Genomic DNA, 11138 nt, shown 5'->3' with positions numbered 1-11138 from the left:
CCGTCCGCAACCGGCGGAGTGTTTTATTGGAAGCAGGAGGTTTCTCATGTTAGAAAAGTTCTTTCACCTGAAAGAAAACCACACCGATGTAAAGACCGAGATCATGGCTGGTATCACCACCTTCATGACCATGGCTTACATCCTTGCCGTCAACCCCAACATCCTGTCCGCAGCGGGCATGGATTCCAAGGCTGTGCTGATCGCCACCGCGCTGGCATCCTTCATTGCCACCGCACTGATGGCTGTGCTGGCCAACTACCCCTTTGCACTGGCTCCCGGCATGGGCCTGAACGCCTACTTTGCCTACACGGTCGTGCTGACCATGGGCTACAGCTGGCAGCTGGCTCTGATGGCCGTCTTTGTTGAGGGCGTCATCTTCATCGCACTGTCCCTGACCAATGTACGCGAGGGTATCTTCAACGCCATTCCCATGACCCTGAAGAGCGCCGTCAGCGTGGGTATCGGCCTGTTCGTGGCCTTTGTCGGCCTGCAGAACGCCAAGCTGATCGTCAACAGCGATTCTACGCTGGTCACCTACCAGCACTTCAAGGGCGCAACCTTCCACAGCGTGGGCGTGGGCGCTATTCTGGCGCTGCTGGGCGTGGTCATCACCGCCATCCTGCTGGTCAAAAAGGTCAAGGGCGGCATTCTGTACGGTATCCTGATCACCTGGCTGCTGGGCATCGTGTGTGAGCTGACCGGCATCTACGTCCCCGATGTGGAAGCCGGTATGTACTCCGTCATCCCCACCGCCTTTGTCAGCTTCGACTTTTCCGCACTGGGCGAGACCTTTGGTCAGGTGTTCAAGACCGACTTCTCCGGTGTCGGCCTGCTGAACTTCTTCGCAGTCATGTTCTCCTTCCTGTTCGTGGATCTGTTCGACACGCTGGGTACCCTGATCGGCGTGGCCTCCAAGGCTGATATGCTGGACGAGGACGGCCGTCTGCCCAACATCAAGGGCGCACTGATGGCAGACTCCATCGGCACCTGCGTGGGCGCTGTGCTGGGTACTTCCACCACCACCACCTTCGTGGAAAGCGCCTCCGGCGTTACCGAGGGCGGCCGCACCGGTCTGACCGCTATGACCACCGGCGTGCTGTTCCTGCTGGCTACCATCTTCAGCCCGCTGTTCCTCACCATCCCCAGCTTTGCTACCGCTCCGGCTCTGATCATCGTGGGCTTCTACATGATGGGCTCTGCCGTCAAGATCGACTTCAACGATCCCAGCGAGGGCATCCCCGCCTTCCTGACCATTCTGGCAATGCCCACTGCTTACAGCATCTCCGAGGGTATCGCCATCGGCATCATCTCCTGGACCATCATCAACGTGGTCACCGGCAAGGCAAAGGAGAAGAAGATCAGCCCGCTGATGTATGTGCTCACCGTGCTGTTCATCCTCAAGTATGTGTTCCTCTAATTCTTTGAGCATCTAAAAAGCCAAGCACCCCCTGCGGTCTGCCCGTACAGACTGCAGGGGGTGTTTTTGTTGGGGAGGAGAAAGCGCAAAAAAGCACAACAGCCTGACCCGCAGGCCCGGCTGTTGTGCGCTCTTGTATCCTTATTTTTTCCGCGGATGAATATGGATCTCCGGGATGGCTACATTGTCGTAATGGATGGGACAGTCTGCCTCCGGGGTGCTGTCCGCCGCTTCGTGCCGCACCTTGCCGGTATGCACCTCCGGCACCGCCACCGTTTCTTCCTGTCCGTTCTTTCTGCTCCGGCTCTTCTGCCGGAACCAGTTTTTCAGCCGCTGATGGATGGCCATAGCCTTTTCTCCTTTCCGGCACGGAGGATTTTCTCCCTCCGTGCGCACACCGGACGTCTCAGATAAAGTTGATAAATACCGTAATGACCAGACTGTTCAGGAAGTCCGCAAACAGGCTGCCCACCAGCGGGATCAGCAGATATGCCTTGACGGAAGGTGCATACCTGTCGCACACAGCCTGCATATTGGCCATGGCATTGGGAGTAGCACCCATGCCGAAGCCGCACAGACCCGAAACGATGACCGCCGCATCGTAGTCCCTTCCCATCACGTTGTACGCCACCACAATGACATACACGATCATGAACAGCGTCTGCCCTGCCAGCAGGATGACCAGCGGCAGCGCCAGCTCTGCCAGCTGCCAGATCTTCAGGGTGATCATTGCCATGCCTAAGAACAGCGACAGGCAGATACCGCCGATATCGTTGATCTCGCCCATATATACGGTGTAGCCGCCGCCGTACTCGCCCACGTTGCGGATGATGGCCGCCGCGATCATAGCACCGATATAGATGGGGAAGGTCATCCCGGTCAGGGACAGCAGCTTGGAAAGCACTGTGCCGATGCCCATGGCAAGGATCAGCTGAAAGCTGGCCGCAGGGTACATACTGTGCCGCTCGTGCTTGATCTCCTCCTCCACCAGCAGGCTGTCATCCTCTGTCACCGCAGTGTCCAGCAGATGGTGCCGCTCAATAAGCATTTTGCCGATAGGACCGCCCATCATGCTGCCCGCGATCAGTCCATAGGTGGCGGCGGCGGTGCACAGGGTGGTTGCGCCCCGGATGCCAAAATCCTCCAGCACCGGGCCGAAGGCACCCGCCGTGCCGTGGCCGCCCACCATGGGAATGGAGCCGGTGCACAGCCCCACCAGCGGGTCCACCTGCAGCAGGCTTGCCAGCCCCACTGCAATAAAGTTCTGGCTGACGATCAGCACAATGACCACGCCCAGAAATACGATCATCGCCCTGCCGCCGCTTTTCAGCACCTTCAGGTTTGCCTGAAAGCCTACTGAGGTGAAGAACATCACCATGCAGACCTCCTTGAGGATGTCGTCAAAGGCGAACTCTGCCACGCCGGTAACGTAGCACACACAGGTAAAAATGGCGAACAGCACGCCGCCGATGACCGGAGCCGGGATGCAGAATTTTTCCAGCACCCGCACCCGCTCCCGCAAAAATTTGCCCAGCAGCAGCACCAGCACCGAAAGTGCCAGTGTCTGATACATATCCAGTTCTATCTTCATATCGTCTTTCTTTCCCTCTGTTTCCCGGCAGCATTCAGGATGCCACCGTGATGTCTGCCGTCTTATAGTAGGCGGCAGCTCCCTTGTGGAACGGGATGCCCACGCCCTCGGTCGCTTCGGCTTCGGTATCCAGCCGGATACCCAGCTGCGTGCTCAGGTTTTCGCGCCCGTCGAACAACAGCATTGTCAGCTGCTCCACCTGCTTTTCCGGCAGCGCCGCGCTGGCCAGCAGCACCGCTTTTACGCCTACCGTCTGCACTTCCTCTTCCTGTCCGGGGTAAGTGCCCGCCGGAATGGTGCACACGCTGTAGCTGCTGCAGCTGTCCTGCAGACGCTTTGCAGCCGCACCGTCCACATACAGCAGCCGGATGCCGCAGTCCTCCGCCAGCGCGGTCACCACCGCACTGGGCGCACCGGCCGTGATGAACATGGCATCGATCCTGCCAGCTTTCAGCTGCGCAGCGGCATCCTCGTAATTCAGGTTGATGGTCTCTACCAGTTTTTCGTTCAGACCGTAGGCAGACAGGATCTGCCATGCGTTCTGCTCTGAACCGGACTCCTCTGCACCGATACTCACCGTTTTACCCTGCAATTCTTCTACGGACTGGATATCAGAATCCGCCCGCACGATCACCTGACAGGCCTCGGTATACAGTGCAGCGACCGCGCAGAATTTGTTTTCCATCTCTTCATCCTGAAAAATGCCGCTCTGCTCGTAGGCATCCTGCACAAGGTCTGCCTGTGCCACCGCCAACTGCAGGTAATCCCCCATCAGCAGACGCAGGTTTGCCGCAGACCCGGCGGTATTCTTCAGTTCCACAGCGCCATTCCCGCTGTCATTTTCCAGCGCCGCAAAGCCCTCGCCAAAGGCGTGGTATACGCCGCCCTCTCCGGCTACGCCCATGCGCATCCGCCGGGCAGTGTCGGCAGACGTGCAGCCCGCCAGCAGCAGCGCCGCCAGCATAATTCCCACCAGCAGCACCGCAATTCCTTTGTGTTTCAATGTTTGCACCCCGCATTCTCTCTGCCGCCGCAGTGCAGCAGATGATTTTTCTTCAATTATAAGCAAGTCAAAGGTGAAAATCAATCACCTGTTTTTATTTTTTCCGAAAAAGCTTCTGTTTTGTGCCGCCTGCAGCAAAAAAGGACCGCTGCACCAGATGCCGTGCAGCAGTCCTTTGTACCGTTATAAAGAGCGTTTCACCGCGAAGGCTCAGACCCGCTTCGTCTCTTCCGTCCGGGTAGAAATACCGAACAGCACAAAGCCGATGACGAACAGGATGGCAATGGAGCCAACGCCCACGTTGGCGCTGCCGGTCAGCTGGCTGCCCACGCTGACGATCATGGTGCCAAGGAAGGAAGCGCCCTTGCCGCAGATATCGAACAGGCCAAAGTATTCGCCGGATTTTTCCTGCGGGATGATCTTGGCAAAGTGGCTGCGGCTCAGCGCCTGCACACCGCCCTGGAACATCCCCACCACAACAGCCAGCACCCAGAACTGCCACTGGCTCTTCAGGAAGAAGGCAAAGACGGCAATGCCGGTATAGGCCGCAATGCACACCGGGATCAGGATCTTGGATTCATATTTCTGGCTCAGGCGGCCGAAGATCAGCGCCGAGGGGAAAGCCACGATCTGGGTGACCAGCAGCGCCAGCAGCAGGCCGGTGGTGTCCAGACCCAATGCCGTGCCGTAGGCGGTGGCCATGTCAATGATGGTATACACACCGTCGATATAGCAGAAGAAAGCCAGCAGGAACCAGAACACCTGCTTGTCCTGCGGCAGGTGCTTCAAAGTCTGCCCAATGCGCACAAAGCTCTGGCGGATGGCGTGCTGCTCCACCTCCACATAGTTGATCTGGCGGTACTTTTTCAGCAGCGGCAGGGTGACCACCAGCCACCATACGGCGGTAATGACCAGCGCGATGGACAAAGCAGTCATCTGGCTGAGCCCCACTGCACTGCTGCCCAGCACCAGCGCCAGACAGACCACAAAGGGCACGCAGCTGCCGATATAGCCCCACGCGTACCCGCGGGAGGACACCATGTCCATCCGCTCCGGGGTGGTCACATCGCCCAGCATGGAGTCGTAGAACACCAGACTGCCGGAGTAGCCGATCTTGGCAATGATAAAAATGACCAGAAAGGCCAGCCATGTGCCCGCCAGACCCATGGCGCAGCAGCCGATGACGCCCACAAAAAGGCAGAGCATGAAGATGGGCTTTTTAAAGCCCTTGGTGTCGGCCAGCGTGCCCAGAATGGGGCCCAGAATGGCGGTGACCACCGTGACGATGGAGCTTGCATAGCCCCAGTAGGCCAGATAGTCCACCTTGCTCACCCCACCGGCCTCGGCCAGTGCATTGAAGAAGATGGGCACCAGCGTGGCGATCATCAGCACAAAGGCCGAGTTGCCCACGTCGTATAAGATCCATGCCCGCTCCAGCGGTGTCACCTTGAATTTTTCAGTTTTCATCGTGTTTTCCCTTTTCCCCTTGCACCGCCGGGCGGCGCGTTTTTAAAATTCCCCAAAGGTGTGGTCGTAGGCGGCATCCAGCGGCTCGTCCGTATCCAGCTTTGCCACATACTCTAAAATCAGCCGCTCTGCCAGCGGCAGCGCCTTGGCGTACAGCGCGTCCAGCTTGCGGTTGCTCTCGGTGCACTGCGGGTTCGGCTGCGGGTTTGCCACAAGGCCGTGCATCCCATCATACTTGCCCAGCATCTTCATGCCGGTCAGCACCACCCAGCGCTTGACCGGGTTCGAAGCCTGCAGCACCTTATGCACCGTGATCATCCCCTTCATGGCTTCCAGCGCGGTCTGCTCCGAGATATCCCTGTAGAACGGCGCAATGACCCGGGCGTTTTCCGCGCTGGGGTGGATATGGCTGGCGGTAAAGAAGGTCAGCGGGTCATAGCCGTCCCGGCGCAGCAGCATATTGTCGAACTCCGTCTCGATCTCGCAGTGGGTCACACCGCTCTCCCGGGTGAACTGCTCCACAAAGGGGTGGCAGGTGCTGTCCAGCGCAAAATGGCACACAAAGCCCAGCGCGTAGGCCAGCGCAGCCTCGCGGTCGGCTTCCTCGTGCACCACCCGCCGTGCACGGTCAAAGAACGTTCTGCCCGGCTCGTCGTGCATGGCATTGCCCAGCGCGGCGACCGGGGTGGACTTTTCCGCATGGTAATAGAACAGCAGGTCTGGCCCATGCAGACCGATATCGTACAGCTCCCGGTGCGCTTCCAGCTTTTCCCGCAGCGGCGCGGGCAGATGGTCCAGCACATTTGCGCCAAAGCGGCGGTGTGCGTAGGTAGAGGGCATCTCTCATTCCTCCTTCTTGCAGTGCCAGCGCCCGCCGCCCTGTTCCGGCTGCACTGACCAATAATCCTATCGTTTTCAGTATAGCAGAAAGTTTGCCGACCTTCTACCCTTTTGTGTCTGTTTTCTGTAAAAAGTTTTAATAATTTTGCTGCACAGTGGCAACCATCCCATCCATCTGTAAAAAGGCAAAATCATGCAAAACAAAAAAGCATCCGCAACATTCGCTTCTGAATTTTCAGAAAATCAGCGAACTTTTTTGCAGATGCTTTTGTTTTCAGATGGCTCGCCCTCTCAGTCAATGCCTATCGGCCTTGACAGCTCTCCCAAAGGGAGAGCCCTTGGCAAAAAGATAAACTTCGCGTGGACTGCCAAAGGCTCCCACTTTGGGGGAGCTGGCATCGCGCAGCGATGACTGAGAGGGCGAGGACGCTGACCTTGTGCAACAAAACCCTTCAGGCTCACACGCTCTCATAGCCCTGCGGCATCTCGCTCTTGCGGTCGCGGGACATCAGGTTGCGCAGCGCGTCGCTGGCGCTCATGCCCTCCTTGACGATGGCGTTCACCGTCTGGGCGATGGGCATTTCCACATGGTACTTCTCCGCCAGTTCCATGGCGGCGGGCAGGGCGTTGATGCCCTCCACCACCATGCCTACCTCCTTCACGGCCTGCTCCGGGCTTTCGCCCTTGCCGATCAGGATACCGGCGCGGTTGTTGCGGCTGTGCATACTGGTGGCGGTAACGATCAGGTCGCCGATACCGGCCAGACCCGCAAAGGTCTGGACATTGCAGCCCATCGCCACGCCCAGCCGGGCGATCTCGGCAATGCCGCGGGTGATCAGGGCGGCGCGGGCGTTATCGCCGTAGCCAAGGCCGGTGGAGATGCCAACGCCCAGCGCGATAACGTTCTTCATGGCACCGCTCAGCTCCACGCCCTTGATATCAGAGTTGGTGTACACGCGCATACAGGTGTTGCTGAACACCTCCTGCACCACCTCGGCAGCTTCCAGATCCGGGCTGGCGGAAACGATGGTGGTGGGCAGATCCAGCGCCACCTCCTCGGCGTGGGTGGGGCCGCTGAGCGCCACCAGACGCACCGCACGGGGGCCGTTCTCGTGGCTCAGCTCGTCGGCAAGGATCTCGGTCATGGTATATAAGGTATCAGGCTCAATGCCCTTTGCCACGTCCACAATGATCTGGCCGGAGCGGATATAAGGCCGCGCCTTGGCTGCCGTGGAGCGCACAAACACCGACGGCACTGCAAACAGCAGCACGTCCTTGCCGGTGCACACTTCCTCTATGCTTTTGGTAAAACGCAGTTCCTGCGGGATGACCATCCCCGGCAGATTGGGGTGCACCCGGGTGGCGGAAAGGTTGTCCACCTCGGCCTCAATGGCCGACCACACCTGCACATCGTTGCCGCTGACGGTCAGCATCCGTGCCAGAGCCATGCCCCAGGTGCCTGCACCCAGAACACCAATACTAAACTTTTTCACGTTCGTATCCTCCGTGTCTGCACCGGGCCAAGGGCAAGCCCCCTGCCGGTGGATTTGCGCCGCGCCGGGCCGTTGCCCCGCAGCTGCGCACTGTTATGTTCATTGTACACGAAAGCACCCACAGCGTCAAGCATCTGCCGCATTGCACAAATATTTAACAAGTTTATGCAATTTTTCGGTCACATCACGCGTTTTGTGCAAACCGTTTGCGTTGCGGGGCATTTCATGCTATTATAGTATTCTGGTAGGTTTTGTAGGGATTGGTGATTCAGTCTCTTGACTTTGACCCTACTTTAAGGTATATACTGCCTTAGTCGGCAAAAGCTTTGCCGGCTTGTGCATTTTTTAGTTTTGAGGAAAAACCGATGTTTGAAGCACTTTTATCCAACCGCACGGTCGGCGTGCTGGTGGAGGCGCTGCCCCGCATCCTGACGGCAGGCCTGACCATGACCATTCCGCTGACCCTTCTCTCCTTCTTTTTTGCCATGATCATCGCAGTGGCGGTGGCGCTGGTGCAGTACGCCAATGTGCCGGTGCTGCGGCAGATCGCCCGGTTCTACATCTGGGTCATCCGGGGCACCCCGCTGCTGGTGCAGCTGTTCATCATCTTTTACGGTCTGCCCAGCGTGGGCATCATGCTGGACGCCTTTCCGGCGGCGGTCATCGCCTTTGCCTTCAACGAGGGTGCTTACTGCGCCGAGACCATGCGCGGCGCGCTGGAAAGCGTGCCGCAGGGGCAGCTGGAAGCCGGTTACTGCGTGGGCATGAGCTGGTGGCAGATCATGCGCCGCATCGTGCTGCCACAGGCGCTGCGCACCGCCGTGCCTGCGCTGTCCAACTCCCTTATCGGCATGATCAAGGACACCTCGCTGGCGTCCAATATCACGGTGGCAGAGCTGTTCATGGCGGGGCAGCGGGTAGCCGCCCGCACCTACATCTTTTTGCCCATCTACTGCGAGGTGGCTGTGGTGTATCTGCTGTTCTGTACCGTCATCACCAAGCTGCAGGCGCTGCTGGAACGTCAGCTCAACGCCCGCGGCTTCCAGTAAAAGGGAGGGTGAGCACTTATGGCTATGCTTGAGATCCGCAATGTGCAAAAGACCTTCCGCACCTACGCAAAGCCCGGCTTTTTCCACCGCCCCGGTGCACGGAAGGTCGCCAGCGAGCTGCCCGTGCTGCGCGGGGTAGACCTGACCGTGGAAAAAGGCGATGTGGTGGCCATTCTGGGGCCGTCCGGCTCCGGCAAGACCACCCTGCTGCGCTGTTTGAACTTTCTGGAAACTGCCGATGCCGGGCAGCTGGTATTTGACGGCGAAAGCTTCGACCTTGCCCATGCCAGCCGCGCCGACATTGCCCGGCTGCGCAAAAAGACCGCCTTTGTGTTCCAGAACTACAACCTGTTCCGCAACAAGACCGCCCTGCAAAACGTGACCGAGGGGCTCATTGTGGCGCGGAAGCTGCCCAAGGAGCAGGCGGATGAAATCGGCATGAAGATGCTTGCCAAGGTAGGCCTTGCAGACCGTGCCGACTACTACCCCCGCCAGCTTTCCGGCGGGCAGCAGCAGCGGGTGGCGATTGCCCGTGCCCTTGCCGCCGACCCGGAAATTATTTACTTTGACGAGCCCACCAGCGCCCTTGACCCGGAGCTGACCGGCGAGGTGCTCAGCGTGATGCGGCAGCTGGCCGAAGAGGGCATGACCATGCTGGTGGTCACTCACGAGATGGGCTTTGCCCGCAACGTTTCCTCCAAGACCGTGTTTATGGAAAACGGTGTGGTGGTGGAGCAGGCACCCTCTCAGCAGTTCTTTGCATCCCCCAAGGAGGAGCGCACCCGGGCTTTCCTGCGCAGGATCGCCCATACGGAATAAAACCACTTCTCTTTTTGCATTTTTTACGACAGAAAGGAATTTTTACTTATGAAACGCAGAACCTTTATCTCTCTGATGGGCGTTATGGCCGCAGCCGGGGTGCTGGGCCTGACCGGCTGCTCCTCCAAGGACACCGCCGCCAGCACTGCCAGTTCCGCAACGCTGAATAAGCTGGACAGCATCCAGAAGAGCGGCAAGCTGGTGGTAGCGCTGGAGGGCGCATGGCAGCCGTGGAGCTACCACGATTCCTCCGACACGCTGGTGGGCTATGACGTGGAGGTATCCCGCGCCATTGCCGAAAAGCTGGGCGTAGAGCCGGAGTATGTGGAGAGCGACTGGGACAGCCTGTTTGCTGGTCTGGACGCCGGCCGCTACGACATGGTGTGCAACGGCGTGGAGGTAACCGAGGAGCGTGCTAAGACCTACGCTTTCACCACCCCCTACGGCTACATCCACACTGCGCTGGCTGTACGCAAGGACAATACCGACATTACCAGCTTTGAGGACCTGAAGGGCAAGACCACCGCCAACAGTCTGGCTTCCACTTACATGGAGCTGGCTGAAAGCTACGGTGCTACCGTGCAGGGTATCGACACGCTGGAAGAGACCATCCAGCTGCTGACTGCAGGCCGCATTGACGCCACCCTGAACGCGGACGTTTCCTTCTACGATTACCTGAATGTCCACCCGGACGCAGACTTCAAGCTGGTGGCACAGACCGCCGAGGCCTCTCATGTGGCCATCCCGGTGCTCAAGAGCGAGGACACCGCCTATCTGGACGCACTGAATACTGCTATTGAGGAACTGCGCGCCGACGGCACCTTAAAGACCCTGAGCGAAAAGTACTTCGGACAGGACATCTCTTCTGAAAACTGAGAAACTCGACCCTCTCAGTCTGCTCACTTCGTTCGCATCCAGCTCCCCCGAAAGGGGGAGCTTTTTTGTTAGGAACGAACTCCCTCTGGCGAAACCGGAAACTTTGCGCTTGCACCAGAAACTGTACCGCCATGCCAAAGGCGCCCCCTTGGGGGAGCTGACGCCGCAGGCGGCTGAAGGGGTAAATTCACTATTGACTTCTGTAATATTATATGATATATAATATTACGGAAACACACCATATCGAAAGGAGGCTGTTCCCACATGAGTTTTCCCATCAGTGCCGCGCTGCTGGATGCCATTGTGCTGTCCGTGGTGGCGCAGGAGCCGGAAGGTACCTACGGCTACAAGATCACCCAACAGGTCACCCACACGCTGGAACTAAGCGAATCCACCCTGTACCCGGTGCTGCGCCGGTTGCAGAAAGATCAGCTGCTCGCGGTCTACGATGCGCCCTTCAATGGCCGCAACCGCCGCTATTATCAGATCACCTCCGCTGGGCGGGCGCAGCTTGCCGCCTACGCGCAGGAGTGGAGCCGCTACCGTTCTTCCATTGACACATTTTTCAGAGAGGTGGAATGAT

Annotated in this window: 12 protein-coding genes; 5 read left to right on the top strand and 7 right to left on the bottom strand. The window is 58.6% G+C overall.

The genetic code is table 11. The features are described from left to right. Positions 1-46: 46 nt before the first annotated feature. Positions 47-1417: an NCS2 family permease gene (locus C4N24_RS03935; RefSeq protein WP_112090402.1), complete on the top strand. Its 1371-nt coding sequence runs from the start codon at positions 47-49 to the stop codon at positions 1415-1417. Positions 1418-1558: 141 nt separating this feature from the next. Here C4N24_RS03935 and C4N24_RS03930 read toward each other — a convergent pair whose 3' ends face one another. From C4N24_RS03930 to C4N24_RS15310, 7 genes are all read right to left on the bottom strand, one after another. Beyond that, the gene (locus C4N24_RS03930) at positions 1559-1765 is read right to left on the bottom strand and encodes a hypothetical protein (protein WP_242983177.1); all 207 of its coding nucleotides are present in this window, start codon (positions 1763-1765) and stop codon (positions 1559-1561) included. A 58-nt stretch (positions 1766-1823) separates the two neighbouring features. After that, entirely contained in the window at positions 1824-3008 is a 1185-nt protein-coding gene (gene gltS / locus C4N24_RS03925; protein ID WP_112090401.1) for a sodium/glutamate symporter, read from the bottom strand. Positions 3009-3042: 34 nt separating this feature from the next. Then, positions 3043-4020 carry a TAXI family TRAP transporter solute-binding subunit gene (locus tag C4N24_RS03920; RefSeq protein ID WP_112090400.1) on the bottom strand — a complete coding sequence of 326 codons (978 nt, stop codon included), beginning with the start codon at positions 4018-4020 and terminating at the stop codon, positions 3043-3045. A gap of 201 nt (positions 4021-4221) precedes the next feature. Continuing rightward, complete coding sequence (locus C4N24_RS03915; RefSeq protein WP_112090399.1) at positions 4222-5478, bottom strand: MFS transporter; 1257 nt, start codon at positions 5476-5478, stop codon at positions 4222-4224. Between the two features lie 42 nt (positions 5479-5520). After that, positions 5521-6318, bottom strand: a complete 798-nt coding sequence (locus C4N24_RS03910) for a zinc dependent phospholipase C family protein (protein ID WP_112090398.1) — start codon at positions 6316-6318, stop codon at positions 5521-5523. A 458-nt stretch (positions 6319-6776) separates the two neighbouring features. After that, positions 6777-7811, bottom strand: a complete 1035-nt coding sequence (locus tag C4N24_RS03905; RefSeq protein WP_112090397.1) for an NAD(P)H-dependent glycerol-3-phosphate dehydrogenase — start codon at positions 7809-7811, stop codon at positions 6777-6779. Further along, positions 7808-7954 carry a hypothetical protein gene (locus tag C4N24_RS15310; protein ID WP_181573046.1) on the bottom strand — a complete coding sequence of 49 codons (147 nt, stop codon included), beginning with the start codon at positions 7952-7954 and terminating at the stop codon, positions 7808-7810. The genes C4N24_RS03905 and C4N24_RS15310 overlap by 4 nt, the downstream gene beginning before the upstream one ends. 222 nt (positions 7955-8176) lie before the next feature. Here C4N24_RS15310 and C4N24_RS03900 point away from each other — a divergent pair, with 222 nt between their 5' ends. The 4 genes from C4N24_RS03900 to C4N24_RS03885 all read left to right on the top strand — a co-directional run bounded on the left by C4N24_RS03900 (position 8177) and on the right by C4N24_RS03885 (position 11137). Next, positions 8177-8860 carry an amino acid ABC transporter permease gene (locus C4N24_RS03900; protein WP_112090396.1) on the top strand — a complete coding sequence of 228 codons (684 nt, stop codon included), beginning with the start codon at positions 8177-8179 and terminating at the stop codon, positions 8858-8860. An 18-nt stretch (positions 8861-8878) separates the two neighbouring features. After that, the gene (locus C4N24_RS03895; protein ID WP_112090395.1) at positions 8879-9679 is read left to right on the top strand and encodes an amino acid ABC transporter ATP-binding protein; all 801 of its coding nucleotides are present in this window, start codon (positions 8879-8881) and stop codon (positions 9677-9679) included. A 48-nt stretch (positions 9680-9727) separates the two neighbouring features. Further along, complete coding sequence (locus C4N24_RS03890) at positions 9728-10555, top strand: transporter substrate-binding domain-containing protein (protein WP_112090394.1); 828 nt, start codon at positions 9728-9730, stop codon at positions 10553-10555. A 264-nt stretch (positions 10556-10819) separates the two neighbouring features. Continuing rightward, positions 10820-11137, top strand: a complete 318-nt coding sequence (locus C4N24_RS03885; RefSeq protein WP_112090393.1) for a PadR family transcriptional regulator — start codon at positions 10820-10822, stop codon at positions 11135-11137. Position 11138: the final 1 nt, after the last annotated feature.

The sequence above is a fragment of the Faecalibacterium prausnitzii genome (assembly GCF_003287405.1).
Taxonomy (GTDB): Bacteria; Bacillota; Clostridia; order Oscillospirales; family Ruminococcaceae; genus Faecalibacterium; species Faecalibacterium intestinale.
Note: the sequence above shows the minus strand (reverse complement) of the source record. Positions and strands in the feature narration are given on the sequence as shown.

Bases quoted from the DNA above. Each gene is read 5' to 3' on its own strand.
- C4N24_RS03935 (WP_112090402.1), top strand. From the start codon at position 47: ATGTTAGAAAAGTTCTTTCACCTGAAAGAAAACCACACCGATGTAAAG.
- C4N24_RS03930 (WP_242983177.1), bottom strand. From the start codon at position 1,765: ATGGCCATCCATCAGCGGCTGAAAAACTGGTTCCGGCAGAAGAGCCGG.
- gltS (WP_112090401.1), bottom strand. From the start codon at position 3,008: ATGAAGATAGAACTGGATATGTATCAGACACTGGCACTTTCGGTGCTG.
- C4N24_RS03915 (WP_112090399.1), bottom strand. From the start codon at position 5,478: ATGAAAACTGAAAAATTCAAGGTGACACCGCTGGAGCGGGCATGGATC.
- C4N24_RS03910 (WP_112090398.1), bottom strand. From the start codon at position 6,318: ATGCCCTCTACCTACGCACACCGCCGCTTTGGCGCAAATGTGCTGGAC.
- C4N24_RS15310 (WP_181573046.1), bottom strand. From the start codon at position 7,954: ATGCGGCAGATGCTTGACGCTGTGGGTGCTTTCGTGTACAATGAACAT.
- C4N24_RS03900 (WP_112090396.1), top strand. From the start codon at position 8,177: ATGTTTGAAGCACTTTTATCCAACCGCACGGTCGGCGTGCTGGTGGAG.
- C4N24_RS03895 (WP_112090395.1), top strand. From the start codon at position 8,879: ATGGCTATGCTTGAGATCCGCAATGTGCAAAAGACCTTCCGCACCTAC.
- C4N24_RS03890 (WP_112090394.1), top strand. From the start codon at position 9,728: ATGAAACGCAGAACCTTTATCTCTCTGATGGGCGTTATGGCCGCAGCC.
- C4N24_RS03885 (WP_112090393.1), top strand. From the start codon at position 10,820: ATGAGTTTTCCCATCAGTGCCGCGCTGCTGGATGCCATTGTGCTGTCC.